At 70.3% G+C, this 18,564-nt stretch carries 17 protein-coding genes; 9 read left to right on the top strand and 8 right to left on the bottom strand.

Annotated features, from left to right (window positions below):
• The first annotated feature begins 47 nt into the window (after nt 1-47).
• Nucleotides 48-2,003 (top strand): GMC family oxidoreductase, encoded by a 1,956-nt coding sequence (locus ACWF9G_RS20650; RefSeq protein WP_452517111.1) that lies wholly within the window; start codon nt 48-50, stop codon nt 2,001-2,003.
• On the opposite strand, the gene ACWF9G_RS20645 is transcribed toward ACWF9G_RS20650, so the two are convergent.
• The 7 genes from ACWF9G_RS20645 to ACWF9G_RS20615 all read right to left on the bottom strand — a co-directional run bounded on the left by ACWF9G_RS20645 (nt 2,000) and on the right by ACWF9G_RS20615 (nt 10,157).
• Nucleotides 2,000-2,380: a DUF742 domain-containing protein gene (locus ACWF9G_RS20645; RefSeq protein ID WP_189033622.1), complete on the bottom strand. Its 381-nt coding sequence runs from the start codon at nt 2,378-2,380 to the stop codon at nt 2,000-2,002. The genes ACWF9G_RS20650 and ACWF9G_RS20645 overlap by 4 nt on opposite strands.
• A complete protein-coding gene (locus tag ACWF9G_RS20640) occupies nt 2,377-4,323 on the bottom strand; it encodes a nitrate- and nitrite sensing domain-containing protein (RefSeq protein ID WP_452517109.1) in 1,947 nt (648 codons plus the stop codon). The genes ACWF9G_RS20645 and ACWF9G_RS20640 overlap by 4 nt, the downstream gene beginning before the upstream one ends.
• A gap of 314 nt (nt 4,324-4,637) precedes the next feature.
• A complete protein-coding gene (locus tag ACWF9G_RS20635) occupies nt 4,638-5,939 on the bottom strand; it encodes an AAA domain-containing protein (protein WP_379309605.1) in 1,302 nt (433 codons plus the stop codon).
• Nucleotides 5,936-7,417: a hypothetical protein gene (locus tag ACWF9G_RS20630; RefSeq protein ID WP_452517106.1), complete on the bottom strand. Its 1,482-nt coding sequence runs from the start codon at nt 7,415-7,417 to the stop codon at nt 5,936-5,938. The genes ACWF9G_RS20635 and ACWF9G_RS20630 overlap by 4 nt, the downstream gene beginning before the upstream one ends.
• Entirely contained in the window at nt 7,414-8,499 is a 1,086-nt protein-coding gene (locus ACWF9G_RS20625; RefSeq protein ID WP_452517104.1) for a hypothetical protein, read from the bottom strand. Before ACWF9G_RS20625 ends, ACWF9G_RS20630 begins: the two co-directional genes overlap by 4 nt.
• Nucleotides 8,496-9,296 (bottom strand): hypothetical protein, encoded by an 801-nt coding sequence (locus ACWF9G_RS20620; RefSeq protein ID WP_452517102.1) that lies wholly within the window; start codon nt 9,294-9,296, stop codon nt 8,496-8,498. The genes ACWF9G_RS20625 and ACWF9G_RS20620 overlap by 4 nt, the downstream gene beginning before the upstream one ends.
• A gap of 249 nt (nt 9,297-9,545) precedes the next feature.
• Entirely contained in the window at nt 9,546-10,157 is a 612-nt protein-coding gene (locus ACWF9G_RS20615; protein ID WP_379309601.1) for a GNAT family N-acetyltransferase, read from the bottom strand.
• 89 nt (nt 10,158-10,246) lie between these two features.
• Here ACWF9G_RS20615 and ACWF9G_RS20610 point away from each other — a divergent pair, with 89 nt between their 5' ends.
• Both ACWF9G_RS20610 and ACWF9G_RS20605 read left to right on the top strand, forming a co-directional pair.
• Nucleotides 10,247-11,059: a TetR family transcriptional regulator gene (locus tag ACWF9G_RS20610; protein WP_452517100.1), complete on the top strand. Its 813-nt coding sequence runs from the start codon at nt 10,247-10,249 to the stop codon at nt 11,057-11,059.
• Nucleotides 11,060-11,068: 9 nt separating this feature from the next.
• On the top strand, nt 11,069-12,580 hold the full coding sequence (locus ACWF9G_RS20605; RefSeq protein WP_452517098.1) for a leucyl aminopeptidase: 1,512 nt from the start codon (nt 11,069-11,071) through the stop codon (nt 12,578-12,580).
• Here the strand turns inward: ACWF9G_RS20605 and ACWF9G_RS20600 are convergent, their stop codons facing one another.
• Entirely contained in the window at nt 12,581-12,925 is a 345-nt protein-coding gene (locus ACWF9G_RS20600; RefSeq protein ID WP_379309598.1) for an oxidoreductase, read from the bottom strand.
• A 258-nt stretch (nt 12,926-13,183) separates the two neighbouring features.
• On the opposite strand from ACWF9G_RS20600, the gene sucB reads away from it, so the two are divergent.
• The 6 genes from sucB to ppnP all read left to right on the top strand — a co-directional run bounded on the left by sucB (nt 13,184) and on the right by ppnP (nt 18,539).
• Nucleotides 13,184-14,902: a 2-oxoglutarate dehydrogenase, E2 component, dihydrolipoamide succinyltransferase gene (gene sucB / locus ACWF9G_RS20595; RefSeq protein WP_452517096.1), complete on the top strand. Its 1,719-nt coding sequence runs from the start codon at nt 13,184-13,186 to the stop codon at nt 14,900-14,902.
• Nucleotides 14,903-14,920: 18 nt separating this feature from the next.
• Complete coding sequence (locus tag ACWF9G_RS20590) at nt 14,921-15,826, top strand: TIGR01777 family oxidoreductase (RefSeq protein ID WP_452517094.1); 906 nt, start codon at nt 14,921-14,923, stop codon at nt 15,824-15,826.
• Entirely contained in the window at nt 15,826-16,329 is a 504-nt protein-coding gene (locus ACWF9G_RS20585; protein ID WP_452517092.1) for an N-acetyltransferase family protein, read from the top strand. Before ACWF9G_RS20590 ends, ACWF9G_RS20585 begins: the two co-directional genes overlap by 1 nt.
• Nucleotides 16,330-16,385: 56 nt before the next feature.
• Entirely contained in the window at nt 16,386-17,135 is a 750-nt protein-coding gene (gene lipB / locus ACWF9G_RS20580) for a lipoyl(octanoyl) transferase LipB (RefSeq protein ID WP_452517090.1), read from the top strand.
• A complete protein-coding gene (gene lipA, locus ACWF9G_RS20575) occupies nt 17,132-18,154 on the top strand; it encodes a lipoyl synthase (RefSeq protein ID WP_357349371.1) in 1,023 nt (340 codons plus the stop codon). Before lipB ends, lipA begins: the two co-directional genes overlap by 4 nt.
• A 73-nt stretch (nt 18,155-18,227) precedes the next feature.
• Entirely contained in the window at nt 18,228-18,539 is a 312-nt protein-coding gene (gene ppnP / locus ACWF9G_RS20570; protein WP_379307253.1) for a pyrimidine/purine nucleoside phosphorylase, read from the top strand.
• The last annotated feature ends 25 nt before the right edge of the window (nt 18,540-18,564 follow it).

The following is an 18,564-nucleotide window of genomic DNA, read 5'->3' as shown; positions in this document are numbered from 1 at the left end:
CGCCCCGTGATACAACTCACCCCAGAGTGAGAAGGGGTGGTTTCCGTATGGAGCCAACAGCCGAACAGCGGGCAGCGCTGGGTTTGATCTGTGACACATTCCTGCCCGGTGACGGGCTCGATCTACCGGCGGCGACCGAACTGGGCGCGGTCGACACGATCTTCCGGATCCTGGGCCGCAACCCGCGTGAGGCAGACAAGAAGCAGCTCGCGATGCTGTTGGGGCTGTGGGACTCCCGCGCTTTCGGTCTGGTGACCGGCAGCGGCTTCCGCCGGTTCTCCTCCCTGTCGCAGGAGCGGCGCGAGGCCGCGCTGCTGCGGCTGGCCGATTCCGGGCTCGCGCCTGCCAGAGCGGTGTTCCAGGCACTGAAGCAGGCCTCGCTGCTGGCCTACAACGTGACCCCGGGCCCGACCGGGACGAATCCGCTGTGGGAACAGATCGGCTATCCGGCCCCGACCGGCCCGTCGGCGAACGCGCCGGCGCCCGCGCTCACCCCGGAGCGGTTCACCGAATCGACCACCCTCGACTGCGATGTCGTCGTGGTCGGCTCGGGCGCGGGCGGCGGCGCCGCGGCGGCGGTACTGGCCGAAGCCGGTCTCGACGTCGTGGTGCTCGAACGCGGGAACTATTACGACGACAAGGATTTCGGCAACGGTGAGCTCGATGCGCTGACCAGCCTCTACGCCCCGGGTCCCGCGGCATCGGCGGAGGGCCAGATCACGCTGGTGGCGGGTACCTGCCTCGGTGGCGGCACGGTCGTCAACTGGAGCACCTCGCTGCCAACCCCCGACGGTGTGCGCAAGGAGTGGGCGGAATCGGGTGTCCCCCAGTTCGCCGACGACGAATTCGGCGACGCACTGGACACGGTGCAGCGCCGTATCGGGGTCACCAGGACCAAGTCTCCGCTCTCGGCGCGCGACGGCATTCTCGAACGCGGCGCCAAGGCGCTCGGCTGGGATGTCGACACCTTGCCGCGCAATGTCGGCGACGCCTGCGACGCCGCGGTCGAATGCGGTCGCTGCGGATACGGGTGCAGGCTCGGCGCCAAGCAGTCGGTGACCAAGACCTGGCTCTCCGACGCCGCCGAGCACGGTGCGCGGCTGGTGGTCGACGCCGACGTCCGCTCGATCACGGTGCAAGCAGGCAAGGCGGAATCGGTGTCGGCACGCACCTCCGACGGCGTCGAGATCACCGTGCGGGCGCGCGCGGTGGTCGTCGCAGCGGGAGCCATCCAGACACCCGCGCTGCTACAACGATCGGGCTTGCGCAACAAGAACATCGGCCGTCATCTGCGCCTGCATCCCGCCGCCGCCGTGTTCGGCGTGTTCGAGGAGGAGATCCGGCCGTGGGAGGGCGCGCTGCAGGCGCGGATCAGCAGGCACCACGCCGATCTGGACGGAAACGGCTACGGCGTCATCTACGAGACCGGGCCGATCCACCCCGGCCTGGCGACCGGGTTCATGAGCTGGCGCGGCGCGGCGCAACATCGCGCCACCATGCTCGACTTCGCGCGCACCAACTCGATCGGGGTGATCACCCGCGACCGCGATCCGGGCACCGTGTCGATCGACGGCAGCGGCGAGCCGGTGGTGAAATACCGCCTGTCCGACTACGACGCCAACCATCTGCACACCGGCATCGTCGGCGCCGCCTCTGTCCTGGAAGCCGCGGGCGCGCAACGCATCTACTCCGGTCATCAGGCCGGTGTCTCGTTCGAACCCGGTGTGCGCGGTTCGCTCGCGGAGTTCGACGCGGCCTCCAAGAAGGCAGGCTACGGGCCGGGCCGGTGTTCGATGGGCGCCCTGCACATCATGGGCTCCGCGCGCATGGGCGGCACGGCGGAACTGTCGGCGACCAACCCGGACGGCGCCACCTGGGAGGTCGACAACATCGTCGTGGCCGACGGGTCCAGCTTCCCCACCGCGCCCGGCGTGAACCCCATGGTGACCATCGAGGCGATCGGCTACATGAACGCCAAGCGGCTGGCGGCGAAGCTCGCCTAGCTGTCTACCCGGCGGATCCCCGCGAGGACGGCCCGCAGCACGTCGAGGTCGGCACTGCCGACCGTCCGGTGCTGCGGGGCGCGGGCGACCAGCCTGCCCTCGTCGATGAGGTCGGCGATGAGCACCTTGGCCAGGTTCAGCGGCAGCCCGAGGTGCGCCGATACCTCGGCGACCGCCATCGGCGTCCGGCACAGTTCGACGATCGCGGCGTACTCGGGTTCGGTGCGCCGCAGGCGGGTGCCCGCACCGGCGTCGACCAGCAGGGTCGTGAGGTCGAGTTCGTCGCGCTGGGTCCGGCCGCGCCCGCGGGTCACCGCGTAGAGGCGCACGATCGGGCCCGCGTCCTCCTCGTACCAGTGTTCGCGTTCGTCGCTCATGCGCGCGGCGAGACGGCGGGGAACTGACCGGAGATCGGCGAGGACTGATCGGCGGCCTCGGCCAGCGCCGAGGGGATCAGCACGACAGCGCGCACTCCGCCGTAGACCGATTCGGCCAGCCGCACCGAGATATTGTGCCTGCCTGCCAGTTTCGCGACCACGAACAGTCCGAGCCGCGAACTGCCGGACAGTGTCGCCACACTGAACTCGGGTGGATCGGCCAGCACCGCATTGCGTTCGGCCAGTTCGGCTTCCGACATGCCGAGGCCCTGATCGATGACCTCCACGGCCACCCCGCGCCCGACCACGACACCGGACACGATGACCTGCGCCTCGGGCGGCGAGAACGCCGTCGCGTTGTCCATCAGCTCGGCCAGCAGGTGGATCACATCGGCGACGGCGTGGCTGGCGATGCGCACCTCGGGCATCGCCTTGGTCTGAATCCTGGTGTAGTCCATGCTTTCCGCGATGGCGCCGCGCACCAGTTCCAGCAGCGCCACCGGATTGCGCCAGCGCCTGCCCGGCTGTTCGCCGCCGAGGATGATGAGGTTCTCGGCATTGCGGCGGGTGCGGGTCGCGAGATGGTCGAGCTGGAACAGCAGTTCGAGCTGGTCGGCATTGCCTTCGTCGCGTTCGGCGCGGTCGAGCAGGGCGAGCTGCCGGTGCACGACCACCTGACTGCGGTGGGCGATATTGAGGAACACCGTGTTGATGCCCGCCCTGGTCTGCGCCTCGGCGACGGCCGCCGACACCGCGGCGAGGTGGGCGCGGTTGAACGCGGCCGCGACCTGGCCGAGTTCGTCGGAGCCGAAGTCGAGCCGTGAGGACTCCTGCTTCGCCTCGACCTTCTCCCCCGCCGCGAGCCTGCGCATGAGATCGGGCATCCGCTCGTCGGCCAGTTCCAGGGTGTCGTGGCGCAACCGCCGCATGCGGGCGATGAACCGGTTCGCCAGGACCAGCGCTATCAGGAACGCGCCCACCGCCAGCAACGCGACGACCGCGCCGCCGAGCAGCGCGTTGCGGCTGTCGGTTTCGCCCTGGTGCCGGGCGATGACATGGGCGTCGGAGCTCTGGTCCTGCCAGAGTTTCTGCAAGGCGAGATTCACGTGACGGGAGGCGTCCTGCCACCCCGCCAGGCTCAGCGGTAGCGACGCGTCACCGCGATCGTTGGTGACCGGACCACGCTCCACCAGCGCGTCCTGCATCGACACCACCTGCTGCCAGTCCTGGCTCGCGGTGACGGCGTCGAGTTGCGCGCGCCGAGTGCCCTTCAGCACCGTGGCGGAATAGGCCACCTCGCCCCGGAACTCACCGACCCGGCGACCGAAGTCGAGCAGCTCGGCGGCCGACATCCGGCCGTTGGTCAACGCCACCGACCCCAGGGTGTCGGCCTGCGAGAGCGCTTCGGCGGCACGCAATTGTTCGACGGCATAACCCAATTCGATGCCGATCTTCGCCCCCGGCGCCACCCGGGCCGCCAGCATGGACGCGGCGACGATCGTGCCGATCACCTGGGTGAAGAAGGTGAACACGTCGGCCTGCGGGATCTGCATCGTGTCGACGCCGCCGCGCACGGTCGGCACCATGGCGAACAGCTTGTTGTAGCCCTCGATATCCTCGCGGGAGCCGTCCGGGTTGAGCGCGCGGGCGGCGTCGCCCTTGGCGATCACCGCGGCGAGCGCCTCGTCGGAGCGCTGGCGGGCGGTGACCAGGGCAGGCGTTGACGGCGGATCACCGGCTAGTCGCAGCAGCGACAGCCTGCGTTCCTCCTGGAACGCCGACACCATCAGGATCGCGGGTGCGGTGGTGCTGGTGGCCAGATCGGCCCATTCGGTGGATTCCCGCGCCGAATCCACCAGGTACACCGCCGCGCCACCCCCGGTCGCCAGGAGAACGACACTGGAGCTGAGCACGATCGACAGGAGCCGGGTTCGCACGCTCACCCGGCCGCGAACACCGCGCCCGCCCCGCAAGTTCCCGAGCACCGAGCTACGCCTGATCTTCACACCGAATCTTTCCGCTCCCGGAGCCGCCCCCGGCGCTCCGCTGCGTGCCCGTATCGGCGAAACCGACGATTCGGCACGCTTGTCTTCGCGCAGAGACTAACCGACCCATCGCGCCGGTGCGCGCTTTGTGAGTGAACCCAAACACCCGATAACCCAAGCAAACTCGCAGTTTACGAGTGCCCGACGCCCGCGGTGACCCGGCTCTCCGCGGCTCGGCGGCACGCGCGATCCGAGCATCAGTTACACCCGAATCAGTCGGCCGCGCGCACCCGATGCCGCGACAGGTGACTCAGCACGGCCTGATTCGCCTCCCAGCCGTCGGGGAACTTCACCGGCACCCCGAGGTGCACCGGCTCGGCCGACGGGTGGGCGTCGAGCAGTTCGGGGATACCGGCCCGGCCGACGAGGATGCACGCGTGCCGATGCCGCGAGGCCAGCACGCACAACCGGCCCGCCTCGAGGTGGAAGGCGCTGGCGTCGCGGCGGCCCGACAGCGGGTGCAGCACCAGGGTGACGTCGTATTCGCGGCCCTGCAGCCGGTTGGCGGTGTCGACGGTGACCGGCTCGGCCGCGGTTCCGCGCAGCGCGGTGCGAACGGCGTCGGCCTGGTCGCGGTGCGCGGTGCCGATCGCGACGCGGTCCGTGGTGACCGCACGACTACCCGACTCGGAGTGCGCGGTGGCGCCGCGCTCGATCAGCCGGGCGGCGATCGCGGCGATCGCGTGCACCGCCTCACGATCGGTGCGCAGGGTATGCCGGGCAGGCAGTTCGTACCAGCCCCACCCCGATCCGGCCGCCTCCTCGAGCACCGCGTCGATCGGGCCGCCGAGGCCACGGGTGGTGAAATCCATTCGGCGGTCACCGAATCCGGTGCCGGACTCGAAACCGGTGAAGGGGTAGAAGGCCTGCGAGACGACCGGGGCGGCGGTCGCGGGCAGCCGCCAGGACACCGGGAGGCGGTGGATGGGGATGTTGTCGTTGTTGGCCAGCATCACGGTGACGGCACTCATCGTCGGATCCCAGGTGAGGCCCGCCCAGCGCGCGGTCTCGACCGTGGCGAACGGGTCGAGCTGTCCGGGATCGCCGACGAACAGGCCGCGGTCGAAGCGGTTCGCGATGCGCAGCAACATGTCCGAGCGCATCTGGTAGGCCTCGTCGATGATCGCGTGCGACCAGCTGCCGTCGGTGATGGTGGCCCACTTGGCGGCCGTTCCGATGACGATCGTCGCGTCGGCGAGGTCACCGGGTTTCGTCGCGACGCGGACGTTCTCGTGCTGATCGACGCGATCGCTGGTCACATACGCGGTGCTGGAGAGCCTGCCGATGCGCAGCGCGGGGTCGGCGCCCGCCAGACGGTCGATGAGGTCGTCGACCTGCTCGTTGGTCTGGGCGACGATCATCCGCTGGTCGTCGTCCTCGGCGAGCTGGCGGGCCGCGCGCACCACGAGGGTGGATTTGCCCGCGCCGGGCGGTGAGTCGACGACGATCGCGCGATGGCTGTCGTCGCGCAGATCGGTGAGGATGCCCGCGACGGCCTCGTCCGGCGTGGTCACTGGAGGTCCTCCCCGTCGTCGTCGGTGTGCGGTGTCCATTCCGGCGGCGGACCGCCGTGGGTCCACGGAGTGTCTTCGCGGGCGGGCAGATTCAGCTGGCCGTTGAACGGTGACGGCTTGAACCGGGCGAAGCCGAGGTTCTCACCATCCTCGGGCACGCTGCCCGGTTCGGCGACGAGCTTGCGGCCCATGCCGCCCGAGAGTTCGAGAACGATGCTGTCGCCGTCGATCTCGACCACCACCCCGCTCTGTTTCGGCCGCTCGACGCAGGTCAGTTCCTCGCCGATGACCGCGGTGAACGGGTCGGTGGTGCGAATGTGGATGTGCGGGCGCAGTTTCGGGCGCGCACCCGATCGGTCGACGCGGTCCGGTTCGCTGTGCACGACCGTTCCGCGGAAGGCCGCTCCGGTGACCCGGTGCTCGAGCATGAGCAGCGGATCGTCGAACGCGCACTGCGCCTGCAACGCTTCCAGCGCCCGCTCGCGCTCCAGCAGCCTGCGCACCGCGCGCACAGCGGGATCGCGCCGGGCCTGTGGCGTTCCCTCCGCCACCTCGGCCGCGAAATAGGAGAACGCGCCGCGATCGTCGGTCCACCGGTTCTCGACGCTGGCGCCGGCCGGCAAGGCGCGCAGCAGCTCGATCGCCCGCCACATCAGCTGCCAGGTCGGTTCGAGCTGGCCGCGCAGGGATCGCTCGAGTCGTTCGGCGGCAACCGATCTCGCGGTGTCGTCGGCGGCGGCGTTGTAGGCGGCGATCAGCGGGGCGAGCTCTTCGTTGTCGAAGCCGGGGTCGGTGGCCGGGCCCGCCGGTGGTGACTGCAACGGATCTTCGGCGATGGCGGCGGCTTCGGCGCCGGTGAGCCCGCGGGGCGGGTCGATCCAGCCGAGCAGGGCGGCGAGATTGCCGTCCTCCAGCGCGGATTGGCCCGAGGCCCAGTGCGTCGACAGCACCGAGGTCATCGCGGGCAGGACCGCGGAACCGGGATGCTCGGCGCGATCGCCGAACCAGGTCAGCCAGCGGCCGAGCAGCGGAATCGATGCCGGCACCGGGTTGTCGCCGTCGGTGCGGTGGAAACGCACCGAGCGGCCCAGCAGTTTCAGGAAGTTCACCCCGCCCTGGTTCGGCGTCCACAGCTGGGGTGCGTCCAGGCAGCGGGTGTAGGTCTCGCCCGCCTTGCTGGTGAGTTCTTCGGCGTCGGCCTGGAACGACGAAAGATAGGGCAGCACGACATCGGCCAGCTGCTCGATGAATCGCAATCGCAGCACCCGGTCGCGCGGCTGCGGCACGATCAGCACATTCTGGTCACCGGGCGAGGCGCCGATCATGATCGCCAGCGGCGCCGCCGCCTCACCGGCCAGCCGCAGCGGCACCGCGACCAGCGGCCGATCGGCGAGATGCAGATGCCGCACCGCCGCGGTGGGCTGCGCGCGCCCCGCCCGGACGGCCTCGGCCTTGGCGAGGGCCGACAGCACACTCATCCCGCGATCTCCAGCCGCAACCGGTGCGCGGTGCGCAGCATGGCGGTGATGTCGGCATGCTCGGGCCCCGGTTCCAGGGTCCCGTCGGCCAGGCCGAGGACCGTGTGGATGTTGTCGATGCCGCCGACCTCGTCGCACACGCCGCGACCGAGGGCGTCCACCGAACCGCAGGTCCTGGCCTCGTCGCGGCAGGCGAAGGCGAGCTCGCAGCTCGACATGCACTCCGGCGCGTACCGGGACGGGATGGCGGCGATCGTCTTCTCCAGATCCTCGCCCGGCGCGAAGGTGGCCTCGGGCGGGAGCTGCTCGAGCAACTCGGGGATGGCGGTGAGCCTGGCCAGCTGCCGGGAGACGACGGCGAGCTGTTTGCGCAGGTCGACCAGCGTGGCGGTGGGCCGGTTGGTGAAGTCCTTCGCGCACACCAGGATCGTGTTGTGCGACACCAGCTCCGGTGACTCCCCGATCTCGGTCATCAACTCGCGCAAGGCGATCACGTACACCGCGGACTGGCGCGCGGCGGCCGCGACCTGCGCCGGATCGGCCTGCCCGTCGATCACCGGGAACGCCTTGATCTCGACGACATGGAACTTGCCGTCGAGCTGCACGGCGACCACGTCCGGTTCCAGATAGGCGGTGGCGCCCGCGATGTCGAGCCGCAGCATCGGGTGGTCGAACAGGGTGCCGTCGCCCGCGGCGATCGCCGACTTCAGCAGCTGCCTGGTGCGCTGGTAGCGCACCGCGTTGCCGGTGTTCTCGCCGACCGAGTTCAGGTCGTGATAGGCGACTTCGGGGATCGTGAGGCCGAGGGTGTCGCGCAGCAGGGCCAGCAGTTCGGCGCAGCCGTTGGCCTTCACCATCGATTCGAAGGCGTTGCCGCGGGTGATGGCGAACTGGGACTGACCGAACTGCGGTGGGAAACCGAGCGATTGGGCGATCACGGTCTTGTCCACCGCGGCCGCGTCGAGCAGGGCGCGCCGGGCGCATCCGGGATTGGCCGTCAGCGCGGCGATGGTGCGGGCATTGTGCCTGGTCGCGGGCGCTGCGCCGCGCAACTGGTCCAACTGTGCTGCGAGAGTGCTCATTTCACCTCGATTCGTCGCCGATCGGCCACCCCGAGCCGAACACCGAATAGTTGTGCGGCCGGATCGGCCAGCTGCTCCCCCGCCCGACGCGCGGCCGCTTTCCGCTGCCGCGCGTCCTCGTCTTCGTGGACCGCCAGTTCCCGCCGGGCGGCCTCGATCACCCGCGCCGGGTCGAGTGCGTCCGGCGCGCCCGCGACGCCCGGAATCGACACGGCGAGCCGCCACAGTACGCGCAGGCCCGCCTGTGCCACGGCAGGCTGCGCCGAAAGATGTTCGGCCAGGCGGATCGCCGAGGTCAGCAGGTCGACGCGCGGACTCAGCGGACCGACCATCCGGCGCTCCAGCGGCCACGAACTCACGGCCATCACCCCACGCGCCGGGGACAGCAGGTCCGTGGTGAGCGCCGCGCAGATGTAGTACGGACGCGCGTACGGGGCCGAGCGGAACGAGCGCTCCTCGTCGCGGCGCAGGCTGGTCAGCCGGGCGGGCACCAGTTCGCCCGAGAAGAAGGCGTCATGGGTGGCCAGCACCAGTTTGGGCGACGACGGCACCGACAGCAGAGTCAGCGCGCGATGCACGTGTTCGCGCACCGGCACCGCGGGAGCGTCGGTGCGATCCGGTGTAGTCGGGGTCTCCGGGATCGATCCGAGGACGACCACATCCCAGGCGGATTCGGTCTTGCGCAGTTGCGCGCGCAACTGCCGGGCGGCGGCCCGGTCACCGGACGCGGCGGCACGGCGCACCTCGGCCCTGAGGTCGGCGATGCGCGCCTCCAGCTCCTCGGCCGAGTCCGTCACGAGCGTGAGCGTATTCAGCTGTTCCAGTGTTGTCCAGTGTTTGCCAGTATTGTCCACGAGATTGCCACGCGCCGAACACCATCGAATCAGGGCCTGTGGTGCGCGATCCCTTGGATTTGCCGACGACCAGGCCTGCCACCGCGGGCCGACCGCGCACCATGCGGGCATGCTGTCGGCGCGCCGTCACAGCTAGCGCGGCTCGGGATCCGCGGTCGCGCGGCGCGTCGATCACCTTCCACGCTGCGCGGGTCAGCCGCGAAACCACATGGGCAGCAGGGTCGGCCCGCCGTCCGGTAGCTCGATCGGTTCGCCCTCGTGCGCGAAACCGTTGCGGGCGTATAGCCGCGACGACCGTCGCGTACTGGCCTCCAGGAACGCCGTCTCCCCCGCGTCGGCGAACGCCGCGAGCCGGTCGGCGAGGATGGCACCGCCCGCGCCTTTGCCCCGATGCTCGGGCACCGTGACGACGACGTGCAGGTAGCGGTGCGGGAATTCGCGCGGATGCGCGGCGGCGACCAGGCTCGACACCGCCGCCATCCGCTGGAACGTCACCACCTCAGGTGCCGCCGCGAGCAACTCCGCCGCCTCGGCGACCTCGGCGGCGAGGCGGTCGGCGGAGGTGACCGTCTGCCACAGCGACACCGCCCAGATGTCGTCGCCGTCGCCCGCCACCCAGACCTCGTCCGCGGCCATGGCCTTGGCGACGAACTGCGGGCCGAAGGTGGTGCGGTAGGCCTCGTCGATGACAGGGTCGCCTGCCCGGATCCAGGCCGAGACGACCTCGTCCATGCTCGCGGCGACGAAGGCGTCGGCGACCGCCGCGAGCTCGTCGGGTCCGGCCTGTCTGACGTGCGGATTCATCGGTCTCTCCTCCTACGTGAACAGCGTTCGTAGCCGCCAATCTAGGAGTGGGACAGCACGACGGCGAGGATTTCGTCACACTGGTTGGTGTGCGGAAATCGACGCTGTGCGTGCACTGTGGACGCGAGGTGGAACAGGCCGAACGTGGACGCGCGCGCCGCTATTGCTCGCGGTCGTGCCAGGGACGGGCCTATCGGGCGCGCCGGGATCGCCGCCCACCGGTACGCCGCGCGCGACCCACCCGGCTGACCCCGGTGCACATCGCCGCCACCGCGATCGAGGTCGCCGACCGGGACGGGCTCGACGGCCTCACCATGCGCCGCCTTGCCCGCGAGCTCGGCGTCGCGACCGCCGCGCTGTACCGACACTTCCCCGACCGCGAGGCACTGCTGGCGGCGATGACGGAACTGGCACTGGACGAGACACCCGCACCGCCGCCGGCCCCGCACTGGCGAGCGACCCTCGCGGCCGAGGCCGAGGAGGAATGGCGGCTCTACCGACGGCACCCCTGGATGCTCACCGTGCTCGCCCGCACCCGGCCGCCACTGGGCCCTGCCCTGCTCGACTCGCTGGAACGCGCCTTCGCCGCGCTCGACGAACTCGACCTGACCAGCGCCGAGATGCTCACGATCTACCTCGCCTACTCCGGCATGGTCCAGGGACTGGCGCTGATGTGGAGCACCGATCGCGGCGAGCGCATCGGCGCCGGGGCGATCGCGAGCACCGACCCGGTGCGCGCCGAACTCGCCGAACTCCTCGACCCGCGCGCCCGCCCGGTCCTGCACCGGATGTTCGCCGCCGAGCCGCACGGACCCGATCTCGACTTCGACGAACTGGTCGCCGCCGGTGTCGGGCTGCTGCTCGACGGCGTCGCGATGCGGCGGCGAAGGGCGACCGAATAATCTGGGGCGATGACCGCTGTTGCAGATCGTTCACTCGGACCGGAATTGGCACGCATCGAAACCATCAGCCCGGACACCGATGTACTGGTGATCGGATTGACCTCCTCGGAGAACGGGCCGGCCATCGTCCCCGCCGACCTGTTCGGCGACGTGCTCACCGCCGAGGTTCGGGCCGAACTGCTGGATGCCCTCGGCGCGGTCGGCGCCAAGGGCAAGCCCGAGGAACTGACCAGGGTGCCCGCACCGGCGGCGCTGGCCGACGTGACCAGCGTGCTCGCGGTCGGCCTCGGCGCGGCCGAGAAGATCGATGCCGAGCAGGTGCGCCGCAGCGCCGGGGTGGCCGGGCGCGCGCTCAGCGGCACCGAACTGGTGGCGACCACGCTGTCCGGCGTCGACCTGGCCGCCGCGGCCGAGGGCTTCTACCTCGGCGCCTACACCTTCACCACCTTCAAGTCCGCCAAGAGCGCGCCGAAGCCGGACGAGCAGCCGGTGCTGCGCCTCGAGTTGCTGGTGCCCGCGCCGGAATTCGGCGTGCTGGAACTGCTGCGGGCGCAGCTGGTCGCCGAGGCCGTCGCCACCGCACGCGATTTCGTCAACACCCCGCCGAGCGCGCTGTACCCGGCCGAATTCGCCGAGCGGGCCCGCGTGCTCGCCGAGGCCGCCGGCCTCGAGGTCGAGATCCTCGACGAAGACGCCCTCGCCGCAGGCGGTTACGGCGGCATCGTCGGTGTCGGCCAGGGCTCCTCGCGCCCGCCGCGGCTGGTGCGCATCACCTACGCGGGCGGCCCGAAGAAGATCGCGCTCGTCGGCAAGGGCATCACCTTCGACACCGGCGGCATCTCGATCAAGCCCGCGGCCAACATGGAGAACATGACCTCCGACATGGCGGGCGCGGCGGCGGTGATCGCGACCACCCTGCTGGCCGCCCGCCTCGGCCTGCCGGTCACCGTCACCGCGACCGTCCCGATGGCCGAGAACATGCCATCGGCAACCGCGCAGCGTCCCGGCGACGTGCTCACCCAGTACGGCGGCACCACCGTCGAGGTGCTCAACACCGATGCCGAGGGTCGTCTCATCCTGGCCGACGCGATCGTGCGTGCCGCCGAGGACGAGCCCGACTACCTGATCGACGTCGCCACCCTCACCGGTGCGCAGATGGTCGCGCTCGGCACCCGCACGCCCGGCGTGATGGGCACCGACGAATTCCGCGATCGCGTCGCGGCGGTCTCGCGCACGGTCGGCGAGAACGGCTGGGCGATGCCGCTGCCCGCCGAGCTGCGCACCGACCTCAACTCCAAGGTCGCCGACCTGGCCAATGTCGCGGCGCACCGGTGGGGCGGAATGCTCTCGGCCGCACTGTTCCTCAAGGAGTTCGTGCCCGAGGGCGTGCAGTGGGCACACCTCGACGTCGCGGGTCCGGCCTACAACACCGGCGGACCGTTCGGCTACATCGGCAAGGGCGGCACCGGCGTTCCGGTGCGCACCCTGATCACGGTGATCGAGGAGATCGGGGCGGAGTAGTCACTGCTCCTGCTCACGGGCCCGCCGCTGCTCGATGCGGCGGCGGGCGTCGTAGTCGCGCATGCGCTGTGGATAGCCGGTGCGGTTGACGTCGTAGACCGGGATCTTCAGCGCACCGGCCAGTCGTCGCGCGCCGCGTTCACCGACGATGCGCCGGGTCCATTCGCCGTCCGCGGCCACCAAAACCGCTGTGACATCGGTCACAGTGGTTTTCGGTTCGACGAAGGCTTCGACGCCACGCCGCGCCCGCGCCCACTCGCCGAGCGCGGCGATCTCCGACGCGCTGTCACGGGCGACTGTCCTGCTCCTGCCGCGCGCACTGCGGAAACGATCCAGCAAACCCACCGGTAACAACCTCCTGCGCTCCGACGGAAATCTGCTCACCGCCGTACATTCCATGGTGCCAGCTCTGCCCGGATTGCCGCCCTGCGCTACGTCGGCGGCGAGCGGGTGCAAGGATGGTTGCCGGAACAAGAAACCGACGATTCCCGGACGCCTCGCTCGTTGCGGCGGGGTGGACGTACGCCGCGACCCGCGACGCGTGTCTGCCGGGGTCGAAGCACTGTTGTATTACCCGTCTAACAGTCAGAGGAGACAGAGGACATGGCCTTCTCCGTCCAGATGCCGGCTCTTGGTGAGAGCGTCACCGAGGGAACGGTGACCAGGTGGCTGAAGCAGGAAGGAGACACGGTCGAGGTCGACGAACCGCTGCTCGAAGTCTCCACCGACAAAGTCGACACCGAGATCCCGTCGCCCACTGCCGGTGTGCTGTCGAAGATCGTCGCTCAGGAAGACGACATCGTCGAGGTCGGCGGTGAGCTCGGCGTGATCAGCGAAGCAGGCGAAGCCCCCGCCGCCGCTCCCGCGCCTGCTGCCGCACCTGCCGAATCCGCGCCCGCTCCGGCTCCCGAGCCCGCCCCCGCGGCGCAGGCTCCGGCCGCCGCCCCCGAGTCCGCTCCGGCCGCCGCGTCCGCCGCTGCGTCCGGCACGTCCGTCAAGATGCCCGAGCTGGGCGAGTCGGTGACCGAAGGCACGGTGACCCGGTGGCTGAAGGCCGTGGGTGACACCGTCGCGGTCGACGAGCCGCTGCTCGAGGTGTCCACCGACAAGGTCGACACCGAGATCCCCTCGCCCGTCGCCGGCACGCTGCTCGAGATCTCCGCGCAGGAAGACGACGTCATCGCCGTCGGTGGCCAGCTGGGTGTGATCGGCAGCGGTGCGCCCGCGGCCGCTCCGGCTCCCGCGCCTGCCCCGGCTCCCGCGCCTGCCCCGGCTCCCGCGCCTGCCCCGGCTCCGGCGCCCGCCGCCGTTGCTCCGGCACCCGCTCCGGCACCGGCCCCCGCGCCTGCTCCGGCGAAGGCCCCCGCTCCGGCGTCCTCCGCCAACGGCAGCTCCCCGTATGTGACCCCGCTGGTCCGCAAGCTGGCCGACGAGAACAACGTCGACCTGGCGACCCTCACCGGTTCCGGTGTGGGCGGGCGCATCCGCAAGCAGGACGTACTCGCCGCCGCCGAGGCCAAGAAGGCGCCCGCTCCGGCTCCGGCCGCTGCCGCGCCCGCCGCTCCGGCCAAGCAGACCGCAGCGCCGAAGCTGGCCGGTCTGGTCGGCACCACGCAGAAGGCCAACCGGATCCGGCAGATCACCGCGACCAAGACGCGCGAATCGCTGCAGACCACCGCGCAGCTGACCCAGGTCCACGAGGCCGACGTCACCAAGATCGCGCATCTGCGTCAGCTCGCGAAGGCCTCGTTCAAGAACCGCGAGGGCGTCAACCTGACGTACCTGCCGTTCTTCGCGAAGGCCGTCGTCGAGGCACTCGGTGTGCATCCGAACGTGAACGCCTCCTACAACGAGGACGCCAAGGAGATCACCTACCACGCGTCGGTGCACCTGGGTATCGCGGTCGACACCGAGCAGGGTCTGCTCTCGCCGGTCATCCACAACGCCAGCGACCTGTCGCTGGCCGGGCTGGCCCGCGCGATCGCCGACATCGCCAACCGCGCCCGCACCGGTGGGCTGAAGCCGGACGAGCTGTCCGGTGGCACCTTCACCATCACCAACATCGGCAGCGAGGGCGCGCTGTTCGACACCCCGATCCTGGTTCCGCCGCAGGCGGCCATGCTCGGCACCGGCGCGATCGTCAAGCGCCCGGTGGTGGTGACCGACGAGGCCGGTGGCGAGTCCATCGGTGTCCGCTCGATGGTGTACCTGCCGCTGACCTACGATCACCGTCTCATCGACGGCGCCGACGCCGGTCGCTTCCTCACCACCATCAAGCATCGTTTGGAAGAAGCGGCGTTCGAGGCCGATCTCGGTCTGTAGCCGAGGAATTCGACAGGTATGAAGGTGGTGATCGCCGGTTCGTCCGGGCTGATCGGGACAGCGCTCGTCGCGGCATTGCGCCGCGACGGGCACGAGGTGTCGCGATTGGTGCGCCGCGCCCCCGGCGGGCCGGACGAATTCGCGTGGGATCCCGCGCGCGCCCGGCTCGACGAGCGGGCGTTGCGCGGGGCCGACGCGGTGGTGAATCTGTGCGGCGCGAGCATCGGCGCGCGTCGCTGGAACGGCGGCTACAAGCAGGAGCTGCGCGACAGCCGCATCACCCCCACCGACGTACTGGCCACCGCGGTCGCCGCCGCGGGAGTGCCGACGCTGGTCAACGCCAGCGGCGTGCACTACTACGGCGGCGACACCGGTGACACGGTCGTCGACGAGACATCGCCCGCCGGAACCGGTTTCCTCGCGACCCTGTGCCGCGACTGGGAAGCCGCCACGGAACCGGCCGCTTCCGCCGGGGTGCGCACCGTCCTGGTGCGCAGCGCGGTGGTGCTGGCTCGCAACGGCGGCATGCTGAGCATGCTGCACCCGCTGTACTGGCTCGGCCTGGGCGGACGCCTCGGCAGCGGCCGCCAGTACACGCCGTGGATCTCCCTCGACGACGAGGTCGGCGCCGTCATCTTCGCGCTCACCCATCCCGAGATCTCCGGCCCGATCAACTCCGCGGGCCCTGCCCCGGTCACCAACGCGGAATTCACCAGGGCCATGAGCCGCGCCGTGCACCGCCCCGCCCCGTTCATGGTCCCCGGTTTCGCCCTGCGCGCCCTGGTCGGCGAGCTCGCCGACGAGGCGATCCTGCGCGGCCCGCGCGCCATCCCGGCCGCGCTGGAACAGGCCGGTTACACCTTCCAGCACCCGACGATCGGCGCCGCCCTGGCCGCCACCGTCGGCAGCCCCGGAGCCCACTGATGTTCATTCGCGACGCCGACAAGGCCGACCTCCCCGCCGTTCTCGCGATCCACAACACGAATATCGCCGAGTCGACCGCGATCTGGGACACCGACGAGGTGGACCTCGACGACCGCATCACCTGGTTCGCCGACCGCACCGCCGCCGGCATGCCGATCCTGATCGCCGAGATCGACGGCGAGGTCGCCGGTTACGCCTCCTACGGCCAGTGGCGGCCCAAATCCGGCTACCGCTTCACCGTCGAGAACTCCGTCTACGTCGACCACCGCTTCCAGCGCCGCGGCGTGGCCACCGCCCTGCTCACCGTGTTGATCGCCCGCGCCGCCGATTCCGGCCGCGTGCACGCCATGATCGCCGCCATCGAATCCGGCAACGCCGCGTCGATCACCCTGCACGAACGCTTCGGCTTCCGCACCGTCGGCGAACTCCCGGAAGTCGGCCGCAAATTCGACCGCTGGATGGACCTGACCCTCATGCAGCGAAACTTCCCGGTCGAGCCGTGACCGGTGGCGACGACCGGTCTGCGCCGCCGTCGGCCCCGGGGCGTAACGTCAGGATCGTGAACGACACGCGCCCCACCGCGTCCGCTCGATTCGATTCGACCCCGATCGTGGTCGAGGATCTCGGACTCATCGAATACAACGCCGCCTGGGAGCTGCAACGGCAGATCGCCGACGAGCGCGCCGCAGGCGAAGGCGCCGACCGGCTGCTCCTGCTCGAGCACCCGTCGGTCTACACCGCTGGCCGCCGCACCGAGGCCGAGGACCTGCCGATCGACGGCAGTCCGGTGGTGCAGGTCGACCGTGGCGGCAAGATCACCTGGCACGGTCCGGGTCAGCTGGTCGGGTATCCGATCATCCGCCTGGCCGAGCCGGTCGATGTCGTGCAGTACGTCCGGCGCCTGGAGGAGGCGCTGATCCAGGTCGTGTCCGGCCTCGGGATCGAGTGCGGCCGGATCGAGGGCCGCTCGGGCGTGTGGCTGCCCGCCACCGAATGGTTCGCCGAGCGCAAGATCGCCGCGATCGGCGTGCGCGTGCAGCGCGGCGTCGCCCTGCACGGCATCTCGCTGAACTGCAATTCCGCGCTCGACGGATTCCAGGCGATCGTGCCGTGCGGCATCAAGGACGCCGGCGTCACCACCTTGACCCGCGAGCTCGGCCGCGAGGTCACCGTCGCCGAGATCAAGCCCCTCGTCGCGGAGGCGATTGTTTCCGCTCTCGACGGCGAAATTCCCGTTCAGCCGCATGACATTGATCGCACCACCATCGCCGCGGACGCCGTGGCCCCGAGCGTAGAGTCGGTTCAGTGACCTCCGTAGACGCCTCTGCCCCCGCCGGACGCAAGCTGCTGCGCATCGAAGCGCGCAACGCGGAGACCCCGATCGAGCGCAAACCCAAGTGGATTCGCACCCGCGCCACCATGGGCCCGGAATACACCGAGCTCAAGGGCCTGGTGAAACGCGAAGGCCTGCACACCGTCTGCGAGGAAGCGGGCTGCCCCAACATCTTCGAATGCTGGGAGGACCGCGAGGCCACCTTCCTCATCGGCGGTGAACAGTGCACCCGCCGCTGCGACTTCTGCCAGATCGACACCGGCAAGCCCGCCGCCCTCGACCGCGACGAGCCCCGCCGCGTCGCCGAGAGCGTCCAGGCGATGGGCCTGCGCTACTCCACCATCACCGGCGTCGCCCGCGACGACCTCGACGACGGCGGCGCCTGGCTCTACGCCGAAACCGTGCGCGCCATCAAGGCACTCAACCCCGGCACCGGCGTCGAGCTGCTCATCCCCGACTTCAACGCCGACCCCGACCAGCTCGCCGAGGTCTTCTCGACCCGCCCCGAGGTCCTGGCCCACAACCTGGAGACGGTGCCGCGCATCTTCAAGCGCATCCGCCCCGCCTTCCGCTACGAGCGCTCCCTGGCCGTGATCACCGCCGCCCGCGAAGCAGGCCTGGTCACCAAGTCCAACCTCATCCTCGGCATGGGCGAGACCCCGGAGGAGGTCACCGCCGCGATGCGTGACCTGCACGAAGCGGGCTGCGACATCCTGACCATCACCCAGTACCTGCGCCCGTCCCCGCGCCACCACCCGGTCGACCGCTGGGTGAAGCCGGAGGAGTTCGTCGAGCACTCCAAGGTCGCCGAGGAACTCGGCTTCGCCGGTGTCATGGCAGGCCCGCTGGTCCGTTCCTCCTACCGCGCGGGCCGCCTCTACGCCCAGGCCATGGCCCACCACGGCCGCGAGATCCCCGAGGCGATGGCCCACCTGGCCCAGGAAGGCACCGCCTCCCAGGAAGCCAGCTCGGTCCTGGCCCGTTACGGCAGCTGACCACGCCGGGCCAGGGCTCGGTGAGCCCTGGCCCCTCAGTAGACTAAGGGTCCCCTCACCCCCGGAAGGACCCATGTCGAAGTTCGAGAACGTCTCCGTCGTCAAGAAGGCCAACGTCTATTTCGACGGCAAGTGCGTCAGCCACAACATCGAGCTGCCCGACGGCACCTCGAAGTCCGTCGGCGTGATCCTGCCCGCCACCCTGACCTTCACCACCGGCGCCCCGGAGATCATGGAGCTCATCGAGGGCGAGGCGAAGGTGACCCTCCCCGGCGAGACCGAGCCGAAGACCTTCCGCGGCGGCGAGTCGTTCTCGGTCCCCGGCAACAGCGCCTTCGACATCGAGGTCGTCGAAACCCTGCACTACGTCTGCCATTTCGGCTGATCGTCGGCGCGGCGAAGGGCGGCGG

It is taken from the genome of Nocardia sp. NPDC055029 (assembly GCF_053608525.1).
Note: the sequence above shows the minus strand (reverse complement) of the source record. Positions and strands in the feature narration are given on the sequence as shown.

Coding starts and splice junctions, on each gene's coding strand:
- ACWF9G_RS20650 (WP_452517111.1), top strand. CDS start 48: ATGGAGCCAACAGCCGAACAGCGGGCAGCGCTGGGTTTGATCTGTGAC.
- ACWF9G_RS20645 (WP_189033622.1), bottom strand. CDS start 2,380: ATGAGCGACGAACGCGAACACTGGTACGAGGAGGACGCGGGCCCGATC.
- ACWF9G_RS20630 (WP_452517106.1), bottom strand. CDS start 7,417: ATGAGTGTGCTGTCGGCCCTCGCCAAGGCCGAGGCCGTCCGGGCGGGG.
- ACWF9G_RS20625 (WP_452517104.1), bottom strand. CDS start 8,499: ATGAGCACTCTCGCAGCACAGTTGGACCAGTTGCGCGGCGCAGCGCCC.
- ACWF9G_RS20615 (WP_379309601.1), bottom strand. CDS start 10,157: ATGAATCCGCACGTCAGACAGGCCGGACCCGACGAGCTCGCGGCGGTC.
- ACWF9G_RS20605 (WP_452517098.1), top strand. CDS start 11,069: ATGACCGCTGTTGCAGATCGTTCACTCGGACCGGAATTGGCACGCATC.
- sucB (WP_452517096.1), top strand. CDS start 13,184: ATGGCCTTCTCCGTCCAGATGCCGGCTCTTGGTGAGAGCGTCACCGAG.
- ACWF9G_RS20590 (WP_452517094.1), top strand. CDS start 14,921: ATGAAGGTGGTGATCGCCGGTTCGTCCGGGCTGATCGGGACAGCGCTC.
- ACWF9G_RS20585 (WP_452517092.1), top strand. CDS start 15,826: ATGTTCATTCGCGACGCCGACAAGGCCGACCTCCCCGCCGTTCTCGCG.
- ppnP (WP_379307253.1), top strand. CDS start 18,228: ATGTCGAAGTTCGAGAACGTCTCCGTCGTCAAGAAGGCCAACGTCTAT.